The organism is Marinoscillum sp. (genome assembly GCF_040222955.1).
In the GTDB taxonomy this organism is placed as follows: domain Bacteria; phylum Bacteroidota; class Bacteroidia; order Cytophagales; family Cyclobacteriaceae; genus Marinoscillum.
This window is the reverse complement of the sequence record NZ_JAVKCA010000017.1, coordinates 122,638-148,833: the sequence shown is the minus strand read 5'-3', so window position 1 is coordinate 148,833 and position 26,196 is coordinate 122,638. Positions and strand designations below refer to the sequence as shown.

Below are 26,196 nucleotides of genomic sequence, written 5' to 3'. Positions count from 1 at the left end.
AGCAAAGGGATTCGCTTATTACCTTAGAATATAGAATGAATAAGATCATGATGAGAAACATACTGACATTAATCCTGGCCCTGGGCCTCTGTGGTGCAAGTGCACAGTGGAAGCCGGCGGGCGACAAAATCAAGACCAAATGGGCCAGCGAGGTGAATCCCGACAATGTGTTGCCCGAGTATCCACGTCCGATCATGAGCAGGACCGACTGGAAAAACCTGAACGGATTGTGGGATTTTGCCATAGTCAAACGCAATGCCGGGGAACCTCAGGCCTACAGTGAGCAAATCCTGGTGCCTTTTGCGGTGGAGTCCAGTCTGTCCGGGGTACAGAAAATGGTGGGTGCGGAAAATGTGGTTTGGTACAATCGCACCTTCGAGGTGCCATCAGCCTGGAAGGATAAAAACATTTTGCTCCATTTTGGTGCGGTGGACTGGCGCGCGGAGGTGTTCGTCAACGACATTAAAATAGGAATGCATGAAGGTGGTTATACGCCGTTTTCATTTGACATCACTCCCTATCTGAAAGATGGTGTGCAAAAGCTGACCGTCAAAGTATGGGATCCTACGGATGACGGCCCTCAGCCAAGAGGGAAGCAGGTGAACAAGCCCGGAGGCATCTGGTACACCCCGGTGACAGGCATCTGGCAGACGGTCTGGTTGGAGCCGGTGAATGCTACGTCTATTCTGGATATTCGAACCAATCCCAACATTGATGACAATACCCTTAGCGTGAAAGTGGCTACCCGGGGGAGTTCTTATGGAGACCTGATAGAGATAAAAGTACTGGATGGTGCTAATGTGATCAACACTGTGAAAGTTGCTGCGGGACAGGAGGCGGTGATTGCCGTGCCGTCACCTAAGCTTTGGTCTCCCGAGTCACCATTTCTTTATGATATGGAGGTAGCCCTCCTCAGCGATGGAGTGGTGAAGGATGAGGTGAAGAGCTATTTCGCCATGCGAAAGATCTCCACCCAGCGAGATGCAAAAGGGATCGTCAGACTTCAACTCAACAACAAAGATTACTTCCAGTTTGGCCCCCTGGATCAGGGCTGGTGGCCCGATGGTCTGTACACTGCGCCCACTGAGGAGGCCCTCATTTACGACATTCAAAAGACCAAGGATTTTGGTTTCAATATGATCCGAAAACATGTGAAAGTAGAGCCAGCCAGGTGGTATACCCACTGCGACAGGATGGGCATGCTGGTGTGGCAAGATATGCCCAATGGCGACGATCAGCCCATCTGGCAAAACCGTCAGTACTTTACCGGCACGGAATTACAACGTACCGCAGCGTCTGAAGCCATTTACCGCAAGGAATGGAAGGAGATTATGGATTACCTTTATTCTTATCCAAGCATTGTCTGCTGGGTGCCTTTCAATGAAGGCTGGGGTCAGTTCAAAACCCGGGAAATCGTGGAGTGGAATATGGCCTATGATCCCTCCAGACTGGTGAATCCGGCAAGTGGGGGCAATCATTTTCAGGTAGGTTCTATGCTGGACCTGCATAATTATCCGGGACCGGAAATGTACCTGTACGATGCACAGCGACCTACAGTCCTGGGTGAGTATGGCGGGATTGGGTTGCCGCTGAAAGATCACCTTTGGGAACCCGACAGAAACTGGGGCTACGTACAGTTTAAAACCTCCAAAGAGGTAACGGATAAATATGTGGAGTACGCACGGCAGCTGGCCGACATGGCAAAATCCGGATTTTCTGCCGCCATTTATACCCAGACGACCGACGTGGAAGTGGAGGTAAACGGCCTGATGACCTATGACCGGAAGGTGATCAAGCTGGACGAAAAAGAAGTAAGAAAAGCCAATCAGGCGGTTATCAATGCCATTCAGAAATAAAAGCAAATGAACTATTCACACAATTTGACCATTGCGGCGGTTCTGGCCTTTGGCCTGAGCTGCTCCACACCTCCCAAACAAGAGGCCACTACCAAAACCTACAGCAACCCCATCAATGTGGAGTTTGGGGACCCCTACATACTGGACAATGGGGACGGCACCTACTACATGTATGGCACCGGGGGTGGCGCAAAGGATGGCTTTGCCACGTACTCCTCCACAGATCTGGTAGATTGGAAATTTGAAGGGCAGGTGTACACCGGAAATACGGACAGTTCGTGGAATGAGAAGTGGTTTTGGGCACCGGAGGTTTACAAACGCAGCGATAAGTATTACATCTTTTTCAGTGCGCAGTGGAAGGAAAACCCCACCAATGAGGAGGAAAACTTCATGATTGGCGTGGCGGTGGCGGACAGTCCCACAGGACCTTTTGTGGACATGTACGATCGCCCTGTTTTCAACACCGGTTATCCGATCATCGATGCGAATGTTTTTGTGGACGATGACGGGAAAAACTACCTGTACTATTCCCGTGCCTGCTACAAGCATCCGGTGGAGAGTGAGGTGGCCGACTGGGCCCGGGAGAAGGGCTGGTACGAAGAGATTGAGGAGAGCTGGGTCTATGGTGTGGAGCTGAAGCCGGATTTCAGTGGGGTGATCGGGGAGCCGGTACTCTTGCTGCGTCCCCCCGTAAAGATGGATGATCAGCAGGCCGAGTGGGAGAGCCGATCGGTCACCGCACAGGAGATTAATCGCCGTTGGACGGAGGGGTCTTTTACTTTCAAAAAGAACGGTACTTACTACATCATGTACTCGGCCAACTACTATGCGGGGAAAAACTATGCCGTGGGCTATGCCACCGGGGAGGGGCCACTTGGGCCTTTTCAAAAAGCCGCTAACAATCCCGTGCTGCAAAAGAATGTGGAGCAGGGGGGTGATGTGACGGGCACCGGGCACAACATGGTGTTGTTTTCGCCCGACAGCTCCAAAATGTATTGCGTCTATCACGGGCGCACCACGGCCAGCGGGGACAACAGGGTGCTGTTCATAGACGAGCTGCGCATAGAAGAAAATGGTCAGCTGGTGGTAGATGGACCTTCCACCACACCCAAGCCCTATCCGGTATTGCGGTAGGGAGCGCCCCGTTTTTACCATCAGTCAAAAGATCAAAAGCATCAGGGAAAGCCTTGATGCTTTTTTTGTGGGGGAGCTTGGTGTTTTGATGGGCGAGTACAGGCTGATACTCGGGCAGCTATCGCATATCGCGATAATTCTACTGATAGCTGCCGTGAGAGCGAGGAAGCCGTGTGAAAAATGCCAAAATAATTGACCTGGGCGGTGGTGATCTGAAATAAAAGAGGCACTTGAAAGTTTTTCATTCTTATCTTTAAAATCCAATGACTAAAACAAGGCTTACACTTTCCCAACTCGAACAATATTTGTCTAAAGCAGCCTGGATACTCAAAGGCCCGGTAGATGCTTCGGACTTTAAGGTTTACATCTTTCCACTCTTGTTTTTCAAAAGGATCTCTGATGTATATGATGAAGAATTTCGTGTGGCCTTGGAGGAATCCGATGGAGACAATGAATATGCGTCATTGCCGGAATTCCACCGGTTTGTTATTCCTGAAAGCTGTCATTGGAATGACGTCAGAGAAACTACCTCCAATGTGGGCTTGGCTATCGAAAAAGCTTTGCGGGGAATAGAACAAGCCAATCAGGAATTTCTCTATGGCATATTCGGAGATGCCCAATGGAGCAACAAGAATAAACTCTCGGATCGGTTGCTTATTGATCTGATCGAGCATTTTTCGCAATACGAGCTCTCTAATAGCAATGTAGATTCAGATTTGCTTGGAAACGCCTACGAATACCTGATCAAGCACTTTGCAGATCTTACCAACAAGAAAGCGGGCGAATTCTATACACCGCGATCAGTGGTTCATTTACTGGGATTGATACTCGACCCACACGAAGGAGAAACCATCTATGATCCTGCGTGCGGTACCGGTGGAATGCTGCTGGAATGCATTGACCACCTTAAGCACAATGACGAAGATTTCCGTACGCTAAAGCTATATGGGCAGGAAAAGAATCTAACCTCCAGTTCGATTGCCCGGATGAATATGTTTCTTCATGGGATTGAAGACTTCCAGATTCATAGGGGAGACACTTTGCGCCATCCAGCCTTCTTTGAAGCCGATGGTTTGAAGACCTTTGATTGTGTGATCGCCAATCCTCCATTTTCATTGAAAGAATGGGGCGCTGAGAATTGGGCAAACGATCCTTACGGAAGGAACATTGCCGGAGTGCCTCCGGCTGGCAATGGCGACATGGCCTGGGTGCAGCACATGATCAAGTCTATGAATAGCACGGGACGAATGACGGTAGTACTGCCGCATGGTGCTTTATTTAGAAAAGGGGCAGAAGGGCGAATAAGGCAAGCGCTCATTAAGCAAGACATGCTGGAAGCGGTCATTGGTTTGGGTCCTAATATCTTCTACGGAACTCAACTGGCGGCTTGTGTGATGGTGTTCAAGCAAAACAAGAATTCTGATAAGAAAGGCAAAGTCCTTTTTATCGATGCTTCCGATCAGGTACGCGTGGGTAGAGCTCAAAACTATCTGGAACCAGAGCATGTCAACCAGATATTCGATTGGTTCAAATCGTATGCGGATGTGGAGAACTATGTGAAAGTGGCCGATCTCAAAGACCTTGAGGAGAACGACTTCAATCTCAATATTCCATTGTATGTAGAGAAAGTTATTGAAGACAACCTGCTGAGTGTGGAAGAAGCACTTGCGGATTTGAAAACTGCTTGGGAAGCAAGTCAACAGGCAGAGGTGAAGTTTAAGAAGATACTAATGAAGTTCACCACAGATAGCGCAGATTAGCACAGATGGAATCTTTGAATGAATTGTCCTATAAGATTATTGGCTGTGTATATAAAGTTCATACGGAATTGGGGCCCGGCCTTTTGGAATCAACCTATGAAGTTTGTTTAGAACATGAATTACTAAAAACAGGCTTGAATATCGAACGACAAAAAGCGCTTCCAGTGGTTTATAACGAGATAAAACTGGATGCCGGTTATCGTATTGATCTCTTGGTGAACGGACAAATCATTCTGGAAATCAAATCGGTGGATGAAATTGCTCCGATTCATAAGGCACAGTTAATGACGTATTTGAAATTATCTGGATTAAAGTTGGGGCTGTTGCTCAACTTCAATGTGCAGGATATGAAAAAGGGAATAAATAGACTAATAATGTAAAAACGGTCACCACGGATCACTCAGATTAAATCTGTGGTTATCTGTGTGAATCTGTGGTTAATAAATAAGATATGACCCAACAACAACTCGAAAAATACCTTTGGGGGGCGGCTACCCAGCTACGTGGCACCATCGACGCGGGTGACTACAAGCAGTACATCTTTCCGCTGTTGTTCTTCAAGCGTATCTGTGATGTGTATGACGAAGAGTTTGAAAATGCCCTGAAAGAAAGCGATGGCGACATGGAATATGCCGCCTTTGCTGAGCATCACCACTTCCTGGTGCCGGATGGTGCCCATTGGAAGGACGTTCGCGAAACCACTACCAATGTAGGTATAGCCCTGCAGGAAGCCATGCGGGCAATCGAAAAGGCCAATCCCGATACGCTCTACGGGATCTTTGGGGATGCCAGCTGGACCAACAAAGACCGGCTGAGTGACGAGACCCTCACCAACCTCATAGAGCATTACTCCCAGCACAAGCTGAGCCTGAGCAATGTGGCAGACGATAAACTGGGCAATGCCTACGAATACCTGATCAAGGAATTTGCCGACGATAGCGGACATACTGCTGCGGAGTTTTACACCAACCGCACGGTGGTGAAGCTGATGACTCTGATTATGGACCCGCAACCGGGCGAAAGTGTCTATGACCCTACTTGTGGTTCAGGTGGTTTGTTGCTTAACTGTGCCCTGCACCTGAAGGAAGAAGGCAAGGAATACCGCACCCTGAAACTTTACGGGCAGGAGATTAACCTGCTTACCTCGGCCATTGCCCGCATGAACATGTTTATGCACGGCATAGAGGAGTTTAGCATTGTGCGGGGCGATACCCTGGCCCACCCGGCCTTTTTGCACAGTGATGAATTGAAAACTTTCAACGTCATCCTGGCCAATCCCCCTTACAGCATTAAAGCCTGGGACCAGAAAAGCTTTGCCAATGACCCGTATGGACGAAACCTTTGGGGTGTGCCGCCGCAAGGCTGTGCAGATTATGCTTTTCAGCAGCATATTCAGAAGAGTTTGAATCCTATGAATGGAAGATCTTGCGTTTTATGGCCTTACGGAGTTTTATTTAGAGATTCCGAGAAGGGGATGCGCAAAAAAATGATTGAACAGGATTTGGTGGAATGTGTGATTGCACTTGGCAAGAATCTATTCTACAATTCAATAATGGAATCATGTCTCCTGATTACAAACAACAATAAACCAACAGGCCATAAAGGAAAAGTGTTATTTATTGATGCAAGAGAAGAATTAAAACGAGAAAAAACCATCAGTTACTTATTGCCTGAACATATCTCCAAAATTCACAGCACTTACTTGAGTTTCGAGCCTAGAGAAGGGTTCTCTTATGTTGCTGATATCGATGAGGTAATAGAAAAGGAGGCTAGTCTGAACATACCTCTGTATGTAACCGGAGCAGGTGATACTTCAATTTTAGAGCCTTCCATTGCTTATAATCAATGGACAAAGTCTAGTGAAGAGTTGAAAAAATCTATGGATAATCTGTTCAAAATATTATGAGTGAAGTAGCTGAAATCAATATTACAGAAGCCATAGAGAATAAAATTGACAGATCTAAATGGGTCAAGTGGAAATTCTCTGACTTGGTGGAAAATATTGTTGAAAAAGTTGTACCCAAAAATTCTGGTTTAGAGCATTATATCGGACTTGAACATTTGGACACTGAATCGCTTAAAATTCGAAGATTCGGAGAAACATCAACTCTCATTGGAGATAAACTGAAAATTTACAAAGGCGATTTAATTTTCGCCAAGCGTAATGCTTATTTGAAGCGTGTTGCAATTGCCGATTTTGATGCTGTTGCTTCTGCTCACTCGATGGTTTTAAGGCCAAAGCCTAAAAACGTTAATCCAGATTTCTTACCATTTTTCATGATGTCTGAAATGTTTTGGAAACGTGCAATTGAAATTTCAGTAGGTTCCTTGTCTCCAACCATTAATTGGAAGGCACTTGCCAAACAAGAATTCCTCCTTCCCCCCAAAGACCAGCAAGCCCAGCTGGCCGAACTACTCTGGGCCATGGATGAGGTGATTGAAGGACAACTCAAACATGAAATTACGGCGCAGACACTTTTAAATAGCTGCATCTTCTCCTTCTTCAAAACGCAACTGAAGTACTCTGTTAAACTATCAGATATCGCGTCTATTAAGTATGGAATCACACTGAATTCTAAAAGAAAAGAACTTCCTAAACAGGTGGATTATTTGAGGGTGGCGAATGTGGGGAGAGGCTATATTGATTTCACAGATATCAAAAGAATGGGTTGTACAGAACAAGAATTATTGCAGTTCAAGCTGAAAGAAGATGACGTTTTAATCGTTGAAGGGCATGCCAATATTGAAGAAATTGGCCGTGCTGCCATATTCAGGGCAAATGGAATGGAACTCTTACATCAGAACCATTTAATCAAAGTTACAGGGTGTAAAGACATACTACCTGAGGTTTTGGAAGCATATATCAATAGTGCATTTGGTAGGACTTATTTCAAGAGGTATGCAAAGAGCACAAGTGGTCTTAATACGATTAATTCCACAGTCGTAAAGGAATGTAAAGTCCCAAAAATGTCCATGGGAATTCAAGAAAAATTCTTGAAAGAGAAATCTCTAATACATTCTTCCTTGAAGGACTGCCAAAACGTTCTAAGGAATTCCCAATCCCTTCAAAAGAGTTTAATCAATCAGATTTTTTAGGGGGATGGAAATACAGAAAATACATGAGCAAGTTTTCCAAGCACTCTTAAGGGAGCATGAGAAAAATCCTGATCATTTTTTCTTTACTCTTCGAAGGAATAACAATAGTCAAAGGCTAGAGAAGGGCTATTGGTTTCATGGGAATGATGGGTATCTATCAGTATCCTTCTGGTCTGGAATGGATTGGAAAAATAAGACACCCAACATCTACCTCAATATTAATCATGAAGGAGGATGCCATTTGTTTTTTTCAGCTAAGGATAATAAGAACAAGCGAGAGTTCGCGCTGATGAAAGTTTTTCCTCTCCTGGAGGAAATTGTTAATTCTAAAATTATTGATGGCACGCTCGAAATAAGGGGAGATGTGATATCACTGGCATTCAGTAGGAATTACTATTATATAGATGTACTTGATAAAGTACTTGTACATATAAAACCTCAAATTGATAAAGTGGTAAAACAGAAGCAGGATGATCATGAGGCTTATTATCAATCGATGAAAGAGTACAATGAGCGAGACGATATTCAAGGCACTCAGGAGATTGAAGATAGGGGTGAGGGATATAAGCCAATTGATTTCATATGGCCTTCAGAGTTTAGAGACGACTTAGACCGTGTTCTAAAATACAGAGATAGATTTCTTAAAAAAGAACCGACAGAAATAGTCAATGTTGTAGCTCAGATTAAAATAAACGATATTGGAGATATCAGACAGCAAGTTGTTATTGATATTCCGGAGGGCTGTAATTGGGTGTTTTTGACTGGAGAAAATGGTTGCGGTAAGACAACAATTCTAAAGGCTATCACTGCAGCCTTTTTTCATGGTGAACTGTTGTTTCCGAGTTTCATTAAGTCTGGAAAAGTGGATGTTCAGTTACTTAACCGCAACCAAAGTTTAAGCTCGATACCTTTTGCAGCATATGGGCCAACTCGCCTAATTTCAACTAATGATGACCATGAGAATTATCCTTCTGATATTAGGTCAGAACATTGGTACAGCCTTTTCTATTCAGATGGGATTTTAAAGGGATTGAAAGAATTACACCATGTGTACTCAGATAATTTAGACGGGCTCCAAAACGCTGTAGATTATCTTAACGAGATGCTTACTTATAGTGAGAAGGATGCTGGTCAAACGGACGCAGGAAGCACTAAAGGAGAGCTGATTCCTCAACTTGAGTACGTTGATTTTAGCGACTTTATATTGGACAAAAGGGTTAGATTTTTTGAAAAGGATAATAACAATATTGGGTATGGACAGGCACGATCATTCAATGAATTAGCTTCTGGTGTAAAAAGTCTGGTCGCATTAATTTCTGATTTGATCATTAGATTTCTGGATAAGAATCGAGATGAAGCAGATTTAACCAATTTTAAAGGGGTTGTACTAATAGACGAAATAGACATTCACTTTCATCCTTCAATGCAAAAGCAAATTGTCGAAATTTTGTCTCAGTGGTTTCCGAAAGTTCAGTTTATTGTTACAACACATAGTCCGGTTTCACTTTTGGGTGCTCCCAAAAACTCAGTGATCTATAATGTAACAAGGACTGCAAAAAAGGGTGTGTTAACTAGGAGAATAAGAGGAATTGACCTAAAGAATTTATTACCCAATGCATTGCTAACATCACCAGTGTTTGGTATGGATACATTGATTCCAGTATCAAACGAAAATGAAGATAAAGTAGTGGTTGACGATCATTTTGATGATAAAAAGCTCTTTAAAGCGGTTGATAAAAAGATTGATGAACTTTTTAATAAAGGAAAATTGAGTGACTCAAAGTATTTCAAATGAGATCAGTAAAGAAGTCATACCAGAGAATCCCTGATTCACTAAGAAGCACTGGGTGTCATCAAAGCCTTGTTAATGTATGTAATGGAGGTACTCCTGATAAAGACTCTATTTCCTCCGATTTTTATAGAAGTGCGGACGTTATCAATAAATTGTCAAGAATCTATTTAAACAAATGTGCCTACTGCGAAACCGTAGATCCTGATTTTGAGGTTGAGCATTATCGACCAAAAAAACAAGTCGCTGTTGTAGATAGAAATGAACAAGAACATTTAGGGTATTATTGGTTATCATATGAATGGTCCAATCTGATCCCAGCCTGTCATGATTGCAATAAAACGGGTGTTAAAGGCAATCGATTCCCAATTAGAGGAAACAGAGTCAATTCACCATCGCTGAATAATGGAGTTGTTGATCATAATGCCAATCATTTTCTAAGTGCTCAATTATGGGATGAAATACCACTTTTAATTCACCCAGAAGAACCTTCCTTTGATCCGAATTACTACTTTAAGTTCAATAATAAAGGTGAAATGGTTGCAAGACCAAGACCTGGAACATTGAATTTCCAACGAGCAAATACAACCATTGAGATTGTTGCCCTGAATAGAGAAAAGTTGAAGATTATCCAAAGAAAAAAGGCTATTCAGGATATTGCGTATCAGCTCAAAGGTATTCTACTTGAGTTTGTTCATTCATTCGAAAGTGATCATGATAGAGCCTACAAGAGATTAAAAAAACAATATTTCAATATTTTAAATCAAATCAAGAAAAAGGCAAGTCCTTCCAATGAATTCTCATTTTTCTGGGATTATTTGTTGAAGCACATGGATGTCGTTTTTCAGGTAGCCATGAAACCTAAATATCGGAAGGTATTTATCGTTTTGACTAATGAATTCAAACGCCTGTAGTAAATAGTAAATTCTTAATTCGCGATTCGCGAATTAAGAATTTAAATCCTACCTTTACTGGATAGCAAAACACCCACCAATGAAAAAGCACAGCGGCATGCGTCCACAGGATATTGTCATCCTACTCAAAATCGCCATCAAAGGTGAGCAGTCCTGGACCATGAAAGAGCTTTCGCATGAGTTGGAGATCAGCGCCAGTGAGGTCAGTGAAAGCCTGAATCGTTCGTCTATTGCAGGGTTGCTGTACCAGAATAAGAAGCAGGTCATGCGTCAGGCTTTGATGGACTTTTTGCAATACGGTCTGCGCTACGTGTATCCTCAGCAGCCGGGAGCACTCGTCAGAGGAGTACCCACTGCCCATGCTGCACCACCGCTCAGTGAGGAGATCATGAGTGATGCACCTTATGTCTGGCCGCATCATGAAGGGAATGTAAGAGGTCAGGCGATAGAGCCTCTTTATCCAAGTGTGCCAGCGGCCTGCCTCAAGGATCCGGCTTTTTATGAAGTAATGGCCTTGTGTGACGCGCTCAGAGTGGGCAGAGCTCGTGAGCGAAATATCGCAGTAGAAGCACTCAAAAAGCGGATATGCTAAAGAACACGCAAATCAACCGGGCAGTCACGAAGAAGATCGCCACTGCTTTAGGAGAGCTTAATGATCAGGTGGTGTATGTAGGAGGTGCAGTAGTCAGTTTGTACATAGATGATCCATCTGCAGATGATGTTCGTCCTACAAAAGACCTGGACTTGACCATGGAGATTGCCAGTCTGGGAGCGCTGGAAGCCCTGCGAGAGGAGTTGATCAGTCGTGGATTCACACAAACTGCGGAGGATTCAGTGGTCTGCCGCTTCCGATATGAAGATGTGCTTGTCGATGTGATGGCCACCATACCCGTTGGTTGGGCACCTGGCAACCGCTGGTTTGAGCTTGGTTTTGGCCAAGCCTTCTCATACGTTCTGGAAGGGTTGTTGATCAAAATTTTACCATTACCCTATTTCTTGGCTACCAAGTTTGACGCCTTCCGTGATCGCGGTATGAAGGACTTATATGCCAGTCATGATTTTGAGGACATTGTTTATTTACTCAATCATACTTCTGATATCCGTGAAAAGATCCTCAATTCAGATGAAACGGTAAGAAACTATCTAAAGGAATCCTTTTTATTGATTTTGGAAAGTAAATTGTTGCAAGAAGCTATTATTGGCAACCTATACCATGAGCAACAAGACGAGCGATTTGGTATGATCATGACCACATTAAAGGATACCGTCGATGGGATTTAACGAACTCAATAGCGTTGAACATTACATCATTCATCAGCTGAGTGGTACCAACCTCAATAGCAATGCGGCAGAGGAACCCAAGGTATCCTACAGTAATAGTTGGCAATATCGTTCTGCCTCCGAGCTAGGCAGAGGCATCAATGAGGTACTGGTGGAGTCGGAGTTGCGCAAGGCTTTGATCAACCTGAATCCCGAAATCGCCGAACGAAATGAATTGGCGGATGAAGTCATTTATAAACTTCGGGCCATACTACTTACAGTGAATCAGGTAGGTCTCGTTCGTGCCAATGAGGAGTTTTTCAAGTGGATGACGGGCGAGAAAACCATGCCCTTTGGGGAGAACAACCGGCACGTGCCCGTGCGACTGATTGATTTTGATCACAAGGCCAATAATACCTACATTATCACTAACCAATACCGGGTTCATCACCGGGAGACTAAGATCCCTGACATCATTCTCTTGATCAATGGGTTGCCCGTAGTAGTCGGGGAAGTGAAAACACCTATTCGCCCATCGATCAGTTGGCTGGATGGTGCGCACGAGGTGCACGACATCTATGAGAATGCTGTTCCACAATTATTCGTACCCAATGTGCTCTCTTTTGCCTCTGAGGGCAAGCAGCTTTATTATGGCGGTGTGTGCACACCTCTGGATTTTTGGGCGCCCTGGCGGATAGAGGGAGAAGAAGATGAGTTGGCCAGGCGTCTTGGGCTTGGAGAGATCGGAAAGGAGTTATCTGATTTATTGAATCCCGGCAGGTTATTGGACATCCTACAAAACTTTACCCTCTTCACCACGGACAGTAAAAAAAGAAGGATTAAAATCATTTGCCGGTTTCAGCAGTACGAGGGTGCCAATAAGCTGGTGGAGCGAGTCAGGGAGGGGAGAATCAAAAAAGGACTCATCTGGCATTTTCAAGGCTCGGGTAAATCATTGTTGATGGTGTTTGCGGCGCAAAAGTTGCGCAAGCTTGCCGATCTAAGGAGCCCCACGGTGTTGATACTGGTAGATCGTACAGATTTGGATACGCAGATCAGTGGCACATTCAATGCAGCAGATGTGGCCAATGTAATCACTACAGAGAGTATCAGTGAGTTGAAAGATCTTTTGCAGAAAGACACCAGGAAGATCATCATTACCATGATCCACAAGTTTCGGGATGCACCTCCCAACCTGAACGACCGGGAGAACATCATCGTGATGGTGGATGAAGCGCACCGTACGCAGGAAGGTGACTTGGGGCGCCAGATGCGTGCCGCATTGCCTAATGCCTTTCTATTTGGCCTTACGGGAACCCCCGTCAATAAAGCAGACAAAAATACATTCTGGGCTTTCGGGTCAGAGGAAGATCAGGGCGGCTACATGTCGCGATATACCTTCCATGACTCTCTTAGGGATGATGCCACCAAACCGCTACATTTTGAGCCCAGGCTGGTTGATGTTCATGTGGACACCGAAAACATCGACAAGCTATTTGCAGCATTCAAGGAATCCTCAGCTTTGTCTGATGAAGAGGCGGATGCGCTGAACAAACATTCTGCCCGGATGGCAGCATTTCTCAAAAGTCCGGAGCGGGTAGCTAAGATCGTGGAGGACATTGCACAGCATTTCCGAGAGAAAGTGGAGCCTCATGGATTTAAGGCCATGATCGTGACCCCAGATCGGTATGCCTGTGTGCAGTATAAAGAGGAACTGGATAAATACTTTGATCCTGCAGCAAGCAGGGTGGTGATTTCTACATCTGCCAACGATGATTTTGACTTCAAGCAGAAATGGGGTGTGGACAAAGGAAAGCAGGAAAAGATCGTGGAGGAGTTTGAGGATGAGCATTCATCATTGAAATTTATCATCGTCACTGCTAAGCTCCTCACGGGATTTGACGCACCCATTCTCCAAACTATGTACCTGGACAAATCCATCAAGGATCATACCCTGCTTCAAGCCATATGCAGAACCAACCGACTGTATAAGGGCAAACATTTTGGGCGCATTGTAGATTATTTCGGTGTTTTTGATGATGCCGCTAAGGCGCTGCAATTTGATGAAAAAAGTGTACTAAGACTGATCACCAACTTATCTGAACTCAGAGAAAAATTACCTGAGGCGATAGCGAAAGCATTAAATCATTTTGGAGGGGTGGATCGAACCCTTCAGGGGTTCGAGGGACTGGAAGCTGCTCAAAATGCCATTGGCACGAATGAAAAGAAGGATGCCTTTGCCAGGGACTATAAGTACCTGTCCAGGTTGTGGGAGTCACTTTCACCCGACCCTGTGCTTGATCAATTTCAGGTTGATTACAAATGGTTGTCGCAAGTATTTGAATCGGTGCGTCCGGCATCAGATCACACGGGCAAGCTTTTATGGTTTACACTTGGTGCCCAAACCACGAAGTTGATCCATGAGAATGTGCATGTGGGTGAGGTTCATCATCTGGATGAGTTCGTGTTGGATGCCGATACCATTGAAAACATTTTCAACAATCCTGACCCCAAAAATGCCGTAAAGCTGGAGAGAATTTTGGTCAAACGATTCAAGAAGCATGCAGGCAATCCGAAGTTCAAAAAATTGAGTGAACGTCTTGAAGCCCTCAGAGATAAAGCAGAACAGGGATTGATTACGTCCATTGAGTTTGTAAAGGAACTCTGCAAATTGGCCAGAGAAACGGTCCAGGCAGAAAAGGATCTGGAATTACTGGTAGAAGAGAAAACACCAGAAGCAGCATTGACAGAATTGTTTATGGAACTAAAAACCGATCAGACTCCAGCGGTGGTGGAGCGGATCGTCAAAGACATTGATGAAATAGTGAAGCAGGTGCGTTTCCCGGGCTGGCAAAACTCATCCGCGGGAGAGCGGGAGGTTCAAAAGTCCCTCAGGAAGGCATTGTTGAAATATCAGCTTCATAAGGACCAAGTGCTCTTTGATAGGGCCTATGAGTATATTAAGGAGTATTATTGAAATAGGATGATCAATGGATTCAATAGAATCTTCAACAACCATAATTGCTAATATAGTCACGATAATGGGTGTTATCGGCTTAGCGGCCATTTGGATTTCTCATCGCTTAAGTGTTAAGCAATTTCAATTTACGGTCATGCTTAGTTGCATTGATCGCTTTCAGAATCTTTATCCTGTTCAGAGGGATAGTCAGGAGGGGGATTTTGAACAGAGGCTTATAAAATACCTGGATTTGACCAATGAGGAGTTTTTTTACTTTCAAAATGGATTCATTCCGAAAGTGGTGATGGTAGAATGGATGGATTCAATTATTGAATGTTTGCCTATTTATCACATCGATAATCAGGAACCTTTAAATTATGATTTACTTGATTTCCGTGAGATCCACGATCGCAAGCTGCTTCAAAAATTTCCCAGATTAGAGATAGCTATGAAGGTGAATGGAAATTATGATTTTAGCGTCATAGCGGATAGGGCCACCTCAGATTCGAGAAGGCAAAGAAGGGAGCTGATCTCTGAAATCCTGGGTAATCTTAATGTAAAGGTGAAGAAGTCTCACTTTGATAAGGCCTTGTTGATCGTATAAAAAGGCTGTGACAAATCGTTTGGGTTTAATTTTATGAGGATTACTTTCAGTGATCCTGTAATCGTTCCGAATTCCGATAGCAAAGCCCTAAATCAAAGATTTAGTCTTTTGTGTTTTTCTTCCTTTTCAGAATGAATTCTGAACGTCTAAAAACACAAAAGCCCTTTCATATACATGAAAGGGCTTTGCTCTCTTAGTGACCTCCGCAGCCTGCCTGCCGGCAAGGCAGGGATTTTAAACGTGGACGGCTAGTTGCGGACGGCTAGTCGCGCCCGGCCAGGGCTGCAACCCGTTGCAGGTTTGATTGGAGAGATATAAAACAGAAAAGGCCCGGGATTATTTCCCGAGCCTTTCTTAGTGACCTCCGCAGGATTACTTTCAGTGATCCTGTAATCGTTCCGAATTCCGATAGCAAAGCCCTAAATCAAAGATTTAGTCTTTTGTGTTTTTCTTCCTTTTCAGAATGAATTTTGAACGTCCAAAAACACAAAAGCCCTTTCATGTGCATGAAAGGGCTTTGCTCTCTTAGTGACCTCCGCAGGATTACTTTTCAGTGATCCTGTAATCGTTCCGAATTCCGATAGCAAAACCATTGAATCTGCGATTCAAATGGTTTTTGTATTTCAAAGGCTCCCTTGAATAAATTCAAATCGCCTTTAAAACACAAAAACCTGCCGCATGCGCGACAGGTTTTGCTCTCTTAGTGACCTCCGCAGGATTCAAACCTGCAACCTCCTGAGCCGTAATCAGGTGCTCTATTCAGTTGAGCTAGGAAGCCATATTTCAATTGCCGTAATCAGGTGCTCCCTGCCTGCCGGCAAGGCAGGTATTCAGTTCAGTTCGCCATTAGGCGAGGTAAACTGGGAAGCTATTTTCGTTTTAAGCCATTCCCTTCCGGAACCGCTTTTGAGATATTTCTCTCTATTTCTTGCTTCTGCTCTTGTATCGTACTCTTCCAGATAAACTAGTTTCCAAGGTTTGAAAGCCCTCGTTGATTTCGTTTTACCAGAATTATGCTCCGACAATCTTCTTTCCAAGTCAGAAGTCATTCCCGTATAGTGACGGGCATGCTCAATGCTTTTTAGAATGTAAACATAAAACATTTCATCATTTCAATTGCCGTAATCAGGTGCTCCCTGCCTGCCGGCAAGGCAGGTATTCTCCCGATAGCTATCGGGGGAGCTAGGAAGCCATTTTCGATTTTAACACTTTTTATAACAATGATCTCCATGAAATCATTCCTCTAAAAGTATCTTCGTCCGATCATTAACACAAAACCCCGCAGGAGATTCATGCTTTTTTCTGTCCGAATCAAATCGAGCACAAAGTTAATAATTTGTGGTATAAATCATCGTTAATCCTGTAGGTTTTAAAATAGATTCTATCTTTGCGCGAAATTAAAAATGAATATGAAGCGAATTTGCGGAGTTGCCTTTCTACTGACACTTACTTTCACAGCGTTTTCACAGGACAATTCACGACCAAAGCAGCCTGATCTTCCCGGCGATCTGATGCTGGATTACGGGTTCAACTTCTGGACACAAAAACCAGATGCGCTGCCCACCCGCATGTGGAGCTCTAATTCATTTGGTATCTACTACAGCTCCCGCGTGCGGTTCAATGATTACATCTCTTTTCACCCGAGTGTAGGTTTTACATTCGAGAAATATGGCTTTGATGACAACCAGACCTGGCTGAGAGGTACGGATGGCACCATTTCACTAGACTCAATCAGTGGTGTCTCTTTGACCAAAAACAAACTGGTGACCAACTATTTTGAAATTCCAGTTGAATTCAGGATTCACCCTCTGGGTACCGTAAACGGCGAAGGTTGGTTCATCGGACTAGGAGCCACTGGTGGCATGCGTGTAGGATCCGCTCACACCAAGATCAAATACAGCGAGGGGGACAATTCTATCAAGGAAAAGCTCTACGACGATTTCAATGTGAATCGCTTCAGATATGGTCTACAGGCCCGATTTGGTTTCAAAACCTTCCATGTCTACTACAAGACTTACCTGAATAATGTATTCAGCAGTTCACCTGACGACACCAAGAACCCACAGGCCTACACCATTGGGGTGACCTTCAGTGGTTTCTAACCAAAGAAGAAAAGCGCTACAAAACAGAATACAAAGCCAAAAATAGCTCCGGTCCAGCTTTCACCCGGTGTATGTCGGTTGAGATACAGCCGGGAGGTGGTGGTAAGACCAGCGATCAGAAAGAGCCCGGCCAATGGCAGGATGATGTCCGTAGAGAGGTATTTTATACTGAAAGCGGAGAACAATCCGGCTACCCCCCAGACCGCTGCGGAGTGCACGCTAATCTTGAACTTAAGGCTAATCAGAAAAATCGCAAAGATCATGGCCGTCACGGCGATCATAATGACGAGCAGGGTGATTGGCAGCCTCATTTTGGTGTAAAACATGTAAGTAGTGACCCCATAAAATGCCCCGATCGACAGGAAGGGGAGTGACCGCTCTTCCAGTTTGGTGATTTCCAGGTTCGATACCCGTTTGGTGAGTTTGAGGAAAAGAATACTCATGGCCGGAATCACACTGGTGGTCATGAAAATAGCACCGATGAAATACGGTACAGACTGCAGTGGTATGGGGCTGTATATTTCGGGTACAACCAGGTAGAAAAGCACACTACAGTATGTGGCCATAAGTAGCGGGTGAAAGAGCGCAGAGATGATTTTCATAAAATAGCCCGTCACCTAGAGTTGTTTTCTCAGTCTGGCCACAGGAATATTCAACTGCTCGCGGTACTTCGCTACCGTTCGTCTGGCGATGTTGTAACCTTCGGCACGGAGCATTTTTTCGAGTTTATCATCAGAGAGCGGCTTGGCTTTGTCCTCACCTTCTATGATCCCCTTCAGCTTGTGCTTGACCTCTCGGCTGCTCACATCCTCACCAGAATCCGTGGCGATGCCCTCAGAGAAGAAATATTTCAATGGATAAATTCCAAATTCGGTTTGGATGGCTTTGCTGTTGGCCACGCGAGACACGGTGGAGATGTCCATGTTGATGGTGTCTGCAATGTCTTTCAGGATCATGGGTCTCAGCTTCGCTTCATCACCTTCCAGAAAATACTCGTACTGAAAGTCGATAATGGCCTGCATGGTGTTCAGTAGGGTATTTTGCCGTTGCTTGATTGCATCGATAAACCACTTGGCTGAATCCAGTTTCTGTTTGATGAAAGTGACGGTTTCTTTGAGTTTTTTGTCGCGTTTGTCACTTTTGTCATAGGCATGCAGCATATCAGAGTATGACCGGCTGATCTGCAGCTGTGGGGCATTACGCGAGTTGAGGGTAAGCTCCAGCTTGCCATTGTTATTGGTGAGCATGAAGTCAGGAATGAGGTATTGTGTTTTCACCAGGTCTTCGCCACTTCCGCCCGGTTTGGGGTTGAGCTTGGTGATCATGGCAATGGCATCTTTCAGCGCGTCTTCACTTTCGATGCCCAGTTTTTTGGCAATCTTGTCGTAATGTTTTTTCGAAAACTCATTGAAGCATTTGTCTACAATCAGTCGGGCGATTTCCAGGTACTCCAGGTCTTCATCTTTGCGTTCCAGTTGTAGCAGGAGGCACTCCTGAAGATTTCGTGCTCCTACTCCCGGCGGGTCAAAGTTTTGAATTTTGTACAGGATACTCTCCAGCTCCTCTACATCGGTTTCTATGTTTTGGGCGAATGCCAGGTCATTGACGATGGCCTCCAGCTCTCGGCGGATGTAGCCGTCTGCATCTATGCTCCCTACGAGCTGCTCACCGATCACGTGCTGACGCTCGTCCAGGCGGAGGTAACCAAACTGGGTCATGAGCTGCTCATGGAGGGTACTGCCCACAGAGATGGGCATCTCCTTATCATCCTCATCCGGATTGCGACCGTCCCCTTGCATTTTGTAACCTGAAAAGTCATCATGCAGGTACTCTTCTATGGTTGGTTCAGAGTTGTCAAACTCGTCCGGTGCATCGTCCGCATAATCATCTTCCTTTTCGGGCAAGCCTTCTTCCAGTGCAGGATTGATCTCCAGCTCTTCCTCTATGCGGGTATCCAGCTCTGCTGTGGGCACCTGCAGGAGCTTTATAAACTGTATCTGCTGTGGCGACAGTTTTTGGGATAATGATTGGGTAAGGTTGAGTTTTTGCATTGTTCAGTTTAGCTCAAAACCAAAATTATTCATAATTAAAGGATTCTTTGATTAAAACGGTAAATTATCGTTTTTTTGCCCTGTTTTTAACAGACTTAAGTTATTGATCCCGTGAGAGAAAAACGTACGAAAATTCAGGAAGTTTTGGCCAGAGAGCCAATAGGTGAGGAATTGACCCTGATGGGTTGGGTAAGGACCAAACGAGCCAGCAAAAATGTGGCGTTTATCGCACTGAATGACGGCTCCACGATCAATAACATTCAGGTGGTGGCAGATGTGGAGAAATTTGGTGAGGAGCTCCTGAAAAAGGTAACAACCGGAGCCAGCATTGCGGCCACAGGTAAGCTGGTGGCTTCTCAGGGAGCAGGTCAGTCGTGTGAGCTGATTGCGGAGAGCATCGAGGTGTTTGGAGAAGCTGATCCGGAAAAGTACCCGCTGCAACCCAAAAAACACAGCCTGGAGTTTCTGCGCGAGATCGCGCATTTGCGTCTGCGTACCAATACTTTCAGCGCGATCATGCGGGTGCGACATGCCATGGCTTTTGCGGTGCACAAATTTTTCAACGACAAAGGATTTTTCTACATCAATACCCCCATCATCACGTCATCGGATGCAGAGGGTGCGGGTGAGGCCTTTAAGGTGACCAACTTTGAGCTGGACGCCATCCCCAGAAATGCGGAAGGCGAAGTAGATTTTAAGCAGGACTTTTTTGAAAAAGAGGCCAACCTCACGGTTTCCGGTCAGCTGGAAGGCGAGCTGGCTGCCATGGCCCTGGCGGAGGTTTATACCTTTGGGCCTACCTTCCGGGCGGAGAATTCCAACACCACCAGGCACCTGGCGGAGTTTTGGATGATTGAACCCGAAATGGCATTTTATGACCTGAAGGACAACATGGACCTGGCTGAGGAGATGCTGAAGTACCTGGTGCAGCATGCCCTGGACAACTGCGCTGACGACCTGGCCTTTCTGGAGAAAAGAGCTGAGGAGGAGGATAAAAACAAACCTCAGGCTGAGCGCGCGGAGATGACCCTCACAGAGCGGTTGAAGTTTGTGTTGGAGAACGATTTTGAGCGGGTGAGCTATACAGAGGCCATAGAGATCCTGAAGCGATCAAAGCCTAACCAGAAGAAGAAGTTTCAGTACCTCATAGAAGAGTGGGGTGCAGACCTGCAGTCTGAGCATGAGCGCTTTCTGGTGGAGAAGCATTTCAAGAAACCGGTGATCCTCTACAACTACCCACGGGACATCAAGGCTTTCTACATGCGCCAAAATGACGATGGGAAGACCGTAGGTGCCATGGACATCCTTTTTCCCGGCATTGGGGAAATCATCGGTGGGTCACAGCGTGAGGAGCGGATGGACAAGCTCACTGAAAGAATGGAGGCCATGAATATTCCTGTGGAGGAAATGTCGTGGTACCTGGATACCCGACGATTCGGATCGGTACCACACAGTGGCTATGGACTGGGCTTTGAGCGCATGATTCTGTTTGTCACGGGCATGGGCAATATCCGGGATGTGATTCCCTTTCCTCGTACTCCGGGCAACTGCGAATTTTAAAAAAGTTTATTCAGTACTTCATCCCGATAGCTGGCACCTATCGGGATTTTTTTTGCGCCGATGGTGAGGTCATGACCGGAGTGGCTGTCTACCCGGTGGCTGTTCACAATGAAAGATTTGTGCACCCTGATGAAAGTTTCCTGCGGAAGCTCCGTTTCCAGTTTCCGAAGCGACTCCAGTACAATAATTTTTTTATCAGTGAGCACAAAGGTGACGTACTCCCTCAGGCCTTCTATATAAAGTATATCTGTAAGCGCAATCCTGTGGGTCTGACCATCAGACTTGATGAGAAAATGCTCCGATGAAATACCTGCAGAGGTTTCTGATGAAATTTGTTTTTTCTGAATGACTTTGTTGACAGCCCGTAGAAACCGATCGAAAGCAATGGGTTTCATCAGGTAGTCGGTCACTTCCAGCTCATAGCCTTCCAGTGCATATTCAGAATAGGCGGTGGTAAGTATGATGTCGGGCTTGTACCTCAGGGTTCGTATAAACTCCAACCCGGTTAATCCCGGCATTTGTATATCCAGAAAGAGGATGTCAATTTTTTTAGTGGAGATGGTAGAAATGGCCTCCACGGGATTTTTGAACTCACCAAGGATGTTGAGTCCGGGTATTTTTTCCACATAAGTGCGGATAAGCGCCCGGGCTGGCTGTTCGTCATCTATGATGAGGCAGTTGATGTTCATTTGCAATCGATCTGTAGGTTCACATGAAATACATTGTGCTCGATCTCCTTACGAAATTGATGCCTTCCCGGATATCCCATGGCCAGTCTTTTGGTCACATTTTCTATCCCTATGCCTGAGGTTTTGTCTTTGGTGTGTTCCAGCGTAGGGATGGAGTTTCGGATGTCGAAAATCACCTTATTATGCTTAGTAGAGATGGTTATGTGGATGAATCCCTTCGGATCATTCTCGATGTTGCTATGCTTAAATGCATTTTCCACAAAAGGGATAAGCAACATAGGCTCGATGATGAGGTTGTTATCAGCTTCCTCATGGTGAAAGGAGACGTCAATCGGTTCTCCTATTTTGAGATTTTGAAAGTCGATGAAGTTTTGGATGTACCCTATCTCTTTTTCAAGTTGCACCGGGCTGGTGTTATGGTAGACCACATGGCGCAACATCTCCGATAGCTTGAGGATCAGCTGGGGGGCTTTTTCAGACCTGGTGAGAGAAAGCGAGTAGATATTATTTAGCGCATTGAAGAGAAAGTGCGGATTAATCTGAGACTTCAGAAAGCGCATTTCTGATTCCAGGTTTTCATTGATGAGTGTGGCCTCGCGCTGCTTTCTCTTTCGGTTTTCGTCCGATAGCCAGATGATGGTAGAGAAGAAGAGCATGGGAAGGCAGTTGATGATGGTGAAAATCATCAGACGGCTCATGGCACGGTCGGGCATGGACGGTCTGTTGCGCAATGGTGTGCCTTCTCTCATGCCGGGGGGCATTCTCATCTCCGGTCGTGGGGAGAGGTCATTGGTGAATAAAAAGAGGAGATAGGCGGCTCCCAGGATGAAGAGGACTGATAGTGAATACTTGATGAACTGATTGGATTCAAAAAATCTGGGCAGAAGGAGGTATAGGTTGATGTAGAAGAGTGCCATACCAATACTGATGAGCCTCGCCGTTTGAATCAGTGCATTGGGGTTGTCAAACATGTTTGAGTGCCAATAGAAAACTATGAGCGAAAATGCCAGCCAGGAAATGATGTGGATACTTACTTCTTTGCGTCTCATCTGGGGTAAAATTAAAGTATAGCGTAATAGTACCCTTTTCACCTGTCTTTTCGGGAGGATTTCTACCAACTGCCTGGTGTATTCAATCAACGAAGGGTTTTGTTCAACAAACCTAGTCTCTGGCTGCATTTTGGTCGTTTTGGGTTTGTTGATTGAGATTTTGCTCTGGTTGGTTGAAATCTTTTGAGCAGGATTTTTCCCTCGCCTACTTTCGATGCACATTAAAACTGGCACAACATGAATGCATTAAAAGTAACAATGTTTCTGGCACTTATTTACCTGGGTTACCAAAGTGAAGCTCAGCGGGGGTCATTTGATCCTGTGGCTAGGGTGTCTGAGGAGAAACAAAATGTCCTGGAAAATATGGAAGACCTGACAGAAGACCAGCAGGTGGTAATCGATAAAATCTATGAAGACCACGCATTAAAAGTACAGGAACTAACCGCTTCGACTGATGGGCCTTCGCCTGAGATGAGGGAAAAGATGATGAAGATCCGGAAAGAGAAAAATGAGCTAATGAAAGATCTGCTCTCTGAAGCGCAGTACCAGAAATATGAGCAACTCATTGCCGAAAACGGGAGAGGTCCCCGTGGTAAGTGAAGCAGCTTCTATTCATATTTTTCTGCGTTGTGACCGTGGTGGTCACCGGGCAGGATCTTAAAGTAACTGGGAGGGTTTTGAGTGAAGGGGATGGTGAACCCGTGATGGCCGCTACTGCGGCCATTGCAAGTCTTAAGGATTCCACGGTTCAGTACTTCGGGCTGACAGATGTGGATGGCTATTTTCAGTTGTCGGGGATCACACCCGCTTTTTACAAGTTGGAGATCAGAAGTGTGGGCTTTCAGGTGTACCAAAAAATCATCAGGATTCAGGGTTCTCTGGAGCTGGGTACGGTAGAGCTGGCCTATGACACCCAGGTGCTGGATGCTGTGGAGGTGAAAGGGCAGACAGTGGGTGTGATCATTAGGGGAGATACCACTCAGTACTTATCCAGTGCCTACAAGACCAATCCTGACGCCAATGCCGAAGACCTGATCAGAAAAATGCCGGGCATGATTGTGGACTCAGATGGCGTACAGGCCGAAGGGGAATCCGTCAAGAGCATATTGGTGGATGGAAAAGTGTTTTTTGGCGATGATCCGTCCATAGCCCTGAAGACGATTCCCGCACAGGTGATCGATCGGATAGAGGTTTTTGATCAACTAAGCGAACAATCAAAGTTCACCGGTTTCAATGATGGCAACACGACCAAAACCATCAATATCATCACCAAGAGTGAGTTTCAGAACGGTCAATTTGGGAAGGCGTACATCGGAGCAGGGCAGGATGAAAAATACAGCGGCGGGGGAAACATCAATTTTTTTAATGACGATCAACGAATAACACTGGTGGGCCTCAGCAATAACATCAATGTTCAGAATTTTTCGTCCGAAGACCTGGTCGGGGTGTCGAGTGGAGATACGAGGGGAAGACCAGGTGGAGGACGTCCTCCGGGACGAGGTGTGGGTTCCGGGAGCAGTTCGTCTGATTTTCTCACCGGTCAGCAAAGCGGAATTTCTCAGACGGAGTCTTTTGGGGTCAACTTTACCGATGACATTGGCGATCAGCTGAAACTGAACACCAGCTATTTTTATAACAGCAGTGATAATTCCAATGATCAGCTCACCCACGAGGAGTATTTTTTGAGCAGCGCGGAGGATCAGCAGTACACGGAGACATATAATGCTGATAGTGAGAATGACAACCATCGGCTTAATCTCCGGATGGACTATACGCTCAATGATAAGACCTCTGTATTATTTACACCACGGATCAGTTTTCAGCAAAACCTGGCTGATACCGACTTGCAGGGGGTGTTTGATGCGGCAGATGGCAGCAGACTGAGCACCACGCAGACCCAAAGCACCACTGAGAGTGGAGCTTATAATTTATCCAATGACCTTTTGATCAGGCACCGGATGAATACCCCCGGCCGAACCATTTCTCTGGGGTTAAGGTCAAGTGCCAATCATGTGCAGAAGGAAACCCTGCTCAACGCCCTCACCAGCTATACCAGCAATGATGGAATAAGTGACACAACCAACCAGCGGACAGACACAGAAGTGAATACGACTACATATTCAGCAAACCTGAGGTTCACAGAGCGGATAGGAGAGGCATCTATGCTCGAACTGGGCTATGCGGCAGGCGTCACTTTCAACGATTCCAACAAAGAAACTTTCAGTCTTGATGAAGAACAAAACGCTCAACTGGACACCACTCTGTCCAGTGTGTTTGGTAGTGAGTATCAAACACACCAGTTGAGTGCCGGGTACATGTATCGCAAATCTTCGATGATGCTCAGGGCTGGTCTGGCTTATGAATATGCGCTGCTCTCGGGAGAAAGCACTTTTCCTACGAGTGAAGACCTGGGCAGGAGCTTTCAAAATGTCCTACCCTCCGTCATGTTGAGGTATGAATTTGATGACAGTAAGAACCTTAGGCTGTTTTACCGAACCAACACTCAGGAACCCTCGGTCACAGACCTGCAGGATGTAGTGGACAACAGTAACCCGCTATCACTTGAGTCTGGTAATTCCAACTTGAGACAGAGCTATTCGCACACACTCATGTCCAGGTATGGGGCTGCCAACAGTCAGCGGGGGACGAGCTTTTTCGCCATGTTTTCTACCACGCAGACGAATCATTACATCACCAGTTCTACTTTCACAGCCACACAGGATACCACCCTGGAGAATGGGATTCGGTTGTTGTCCGGAGGCCAGTTTACCCGTCCTGTGAATATGAATGGGTACCTGAGCAGCAGGGTATTTATGACCTACGGACTGCCGCTGAGTTTTTTGTCGTCAGGGCTCAATTTCAATACCACGATCAGTCACACAATCACCCCCGGACAGGTGAACGGTCAGGATAATAAATCCAGGTCCACGGGGTTGGGACAGGGCCTGGTGCTTTCCAGCAACATCAGTGAAAAGGTAGACTTTACCCTGTCATATGATGGGAGCTATTACATGGTCAATAATACATTTCAGCCACAGCTAAACAATAATTATTACTATCAGGTGACTTCAGCCAGGGTCAACCTGATTCTTCCTGCGCAGATTGTCTTCAGGACGGATTTTAGTCATCAGCTTTATGCCGGTCTCTCAGACGCCTACAATCAGCAATACGCCCTGTGGAATGCTTCCATCGGGAAGAAGATATTTCCCGAAAACCGGGGCGAAATTGGTCTGAGTGTATTCGACTTGCTGGGTCAAAACACGAGTATTTCCCGAGAGGTGACAGAAACTTATGTTCAGGATACCCAGACAGAGGTTTTGGGCACTTACTTCATGGTCAATTTCTCTTATAATTTCCGAAATGCCAACTAGCA

The 26,196-nt window shown here is 45.5% G+C and carries 21 protein-coding genes and 1 tRNA gene; 16 read left to right on the top strand and 6 right to left on the bottom strand.

The window, feature by feature from the left end; translation table 11 throughout:
• The first annotated feature begins 47 nt into the window (after nucleotides 1-47).
• The 12 genes from RIH33_RS15100 (at nucleotide 48) to RIH33_RS15045 (ending at nucleotide 15,372) form a co-directional block, all read left to right on the top strand.
• On the top strand, nucleotides 48-1,856 hold the full coding sequence (locus RIH33_RS15100) for a glycoside hydrolase family 2 protein (RefSeq protein ID WP_406652448.1): 1,809 nt from the start codon (nucleotides 48-50) through the stop codon (nucleotides 1,854-1,856).
• 6 nt (nucleotides 1,857-1,862) lie between these two features.
• Nucleotides 1,863-2,990, top strand: a complete 1,128-nt coding sequence (locus RIH33_RS15095) for a glycoside hydrolase family 43 protein (protein ID WP_406652446.1) — start codon at nucleotides 1,863-1,865, stop codon at nucleotides 2,988-2,990.
• Nucleotides 2,991-3,253: 263 nt separating this feature from the next.
• Nucleotides 3,254-4,750, top strand: coding sequence for an N-6 DNA methylase (locus tag RIH33_RS15090; protein WP_406652445.1), 1,497 nt, complete (start codon nucleotides 3,254-3,256; stop codon nucleotides 4,748-4,750).
• Nucleotides 4,751-4,755: 5 nt separating this feature from the next.
• On the top strand, nucleotides 4,756-5,130 hold the full coding sequence (locus RIH33_RS15085; RefSeq protein ID WP_406652444.1) for a GxxExxY protein: 375 nt from the start codon (nucleotides 4,756-4,758) through the stop codon (nucleotides 5,128-5,130).
• A gap of 71 nt (nucleotides 5,131-5,201) precedes the next feature.
• Nucleotides 5,202-6,656: an N-6 DNA methylase gene (locus tag RIH33_RS15080; RefSeq protein ID WP_406652442.1), complete on the top strand. Its 1,455-nt coding sequence runs from the start codon at nucleotides 5,202-5,204 to the stop codon at nucleotides 6,654-6,656.
• Complete coding sequence (locus tag RIH33_RS15075; RefSeq protein ID WP_406652440.1) at nucleotides 6,653-7,846, top strand: restriction endonuclease subunit S; 1,194 nt, start codon at nucleotides 6,653-6,655, stop codon at nucleotides 7,844-7,846. The genes RIH33_RS15080 and RIH33_RS15075 overlap by 4 nt, the downstream gene beginning before the upstream one ends.
• A 4-nt stretch (nucleotides 7,847-7,850) precedes the next feature.
• Nucleotides 7,851-9,641, top strand: a complete 1,791-nt coding sequence (locus RIH33_RS15070) for an AAA family ATPase (RefSeq protein WP_406652439.1) — start codon at nucleotides 7,851-7,853, stop codon at nucleotides 9,639-9,641.
• Entirely contained in the window at nucleotides 9,638-10,549 is a 912-nt protein-coding gene (locus tag RIH33_RS15065) for a hypothetical protein (protein WP_406652437.1), read from the top strand. Before RIH33_RS15070 ends, RIH33_RS15065 begins: the two co-directional genes overlap by 4 nt.
• Before the next feature lie 79 nt (nucleotides 10,550-10,628).
• Entirely contained in the window at nucleotides 10,629-11,141 is a 513-nt protein-coding gene (locus RIH33_RS15060; RefSeq protein ID WP_406652436.1) for a hypothetical protein, read from the top strand.
• Nucleotides 11,135-11,830 carry a nucleotidyl transferase AbiEii/AbiGii toxin family protein gene (locus RIH33_RS15055; protein WP_406652434.1) on the top strand — a complete coding sequence of 232 codons (696 nt, stop codon included), beginning with the start codon at nucleotides 11,135-11,137 and terminating at the stop codon, nucleotides 11,828-11,830. Before RIH33_RS15060 ends, RIH33_RS15055 begins: the two co-directional genes overlap by 7 nt.
• Nucleotides 11,820-14,786, top strand: coding sequence for a type I restriction endonuclease subunit R (locus RIH33_RS15050; protein WP_406652432.1), 2,967 nt, complete (start codon nucleotides 11,820-11,822; stop codon nucleotides 14,784-14,786). Before RIH33_RS15055 ends, RIH33_RS15050 begins: the two co-directional genes overlap by 11 nt.
• Nucleotides 14,787-14,922: 136 nt before the next feature.
• Nucleotides 14,923-15,372 (top strand): hypothetical protein, encoded by a 450-nt coding sequence (locus RIH33_RS15045; RefSeq protein WP_406652430.1) that lies wholly within the window; start codon nucleotides 14,923-14,925, stop codon nucleotides 15,370-15,372.
• Between the two features lie 704 nt (nucleotides 15,373-16,076).
• Here RIH33_RS15045 and RIH33_RS15040 read toward each other — a convergent pair.
• Both RIH33_RS15040 and RIH33_RS15035 read right to left on the bottom strand, forming a co-directional pair.
• Nucleotides 16,077-16,150, bottom strand: a tRNA-Arg gene (locus tag RIH33_RS15040).
• 52 nt (nucleotides 16,151-16,202) lie between these two features.
• Nucleotides 16,203-16,475: a GIY-YIG nuclease family protein gene (locus RIH33_RS15035; RefSeq protein ID WP_406652429.1), complete on the bottom strand. Its 273-nt coding sequence runs from the start codon at nucleotides 16,473-16,475 to the stop codon at nucleotides 16,203-16,205.
• 306 nt (nucleotides 16,476-16,781) lie between these two features.
• Between RIH33_RS15035 and RIH33_RS15030 the strand changes: the two genes are divergently transcribed.
• The gene (locus RIH33_RS15030) at nucleotides 16,782-17,474 is read left to right on the top strand and encodes an outer membrane beta-barrel protein (protein ID WP_406652427.1); all 693 of its coding nucleotides are present in this window, start codon (nucleotides 16,782-16,784) and stop codon (nucleotides 17,472-17,474) included.
• Here RIH33_RS15030 and RIH33_RS15025 read toward each other — a convergent pair.
• Nucleotides 17,471-18,076, bottom strand: a complete 606-nt coding sequence (locus RIH33_RS15025; protein ID WP_406652425.1) for a hypothetical protein — start codon at nucleotides 18,074-18,076, stop codon at nucleotides 17,471-17,473. The genes RIH33_RS15030 and RIH33_RS15025 overlap by 4 nt on opposite strands.
• A gap of 15 nt (nucleotides 18,077-18,091) precedes the next feature.
• A complete protein-coding gene (gene rpoN / locus RIH33_RS15020; RefSeq protein WP_406652424.1) occupies nucleotides 18,092-19,525 on the bottom strand; it encodes an RNA polymerase factor sigma-54 in 1,434 nt (477 codons plus the stop codon).
• A gap of 111 nt (nucleotides 19,526-19,636) precedes the next feature.
• Between rpoN and asnS the strand changes: the two genes are divergently transcribed.
• Nucleotides 19,637-21,085: an asparagine--tRNA ligase gene (gene asnS, locus RIH33_RS15015; protein ID WP_406652422.1), complete on the top strand. Its 1,449-nt coding sequence runs from the start codon at nucleotides 19,637-19,639 to the stop codon at nucleotides 21,083-21,085.
• Here asnS and RIH33_RS15010 read toward each other — a convergent pair.
• Nucleotides 21,082-21,774 (bottom strand): LytR/AlgR family response regulator transcription factor, encoded by a 693-nt coding sequence (locus RIH33_RS15010; RefSeq protein ID WP_406652421.1) that lies wholly within the window; start codon nucleotides 21,772-21,774, stop codon nucleotides 21,082-21,084. The two genes, asnS and RIH33_RS15010, sit on opposite strands and share 4 nt — an antisense overlap.
• On the bottom strand, nucleotides 21,771-22,823 hold the full coding sequence (locus RIH33_RS15005; protein WP_406652419.1) for a sensor histidine kinase: 1,053 nt from the start codon (nucleotides 22,821-22,823) through the stop codon (nucleotides 21,771-21,773). Before RIH33_RS15005 ends, RIH33_RS15010 begins: the two co-directional genes overlap by 4 nt.
• A 237-nt stretch (nucleotides 22,824-23,060) precedes the next feature.
• Between RIH33_RS15005 and RIH33_RS15000 the strand changes: the two genes are divergently transcribed.
• A complete protein-coding gene (locus RIH33_RS15000) occupies nucleotides 23,061-23,423 on the top strand; it encodes a hypothetical protein (protein WP_406652417.1) in 363 nt (120 codons plus the stop codon).
• A complete protein-coding gene (locus RIH33_RS14995; protein ID WP_406652415.1) occupies nucleotides 23,420-26,194 on the top strand; it encodes an outer membrane beta-barrel protein in 2,775 nt (924 codons plus the stop codon). Before RIH33_RS15000 ends, RIH33_RS14995 begins: the two co-directional genes overlap by 4 nt.
• Nucleotides 26,195-26,196: the final 2 nt, after the last annotated feature.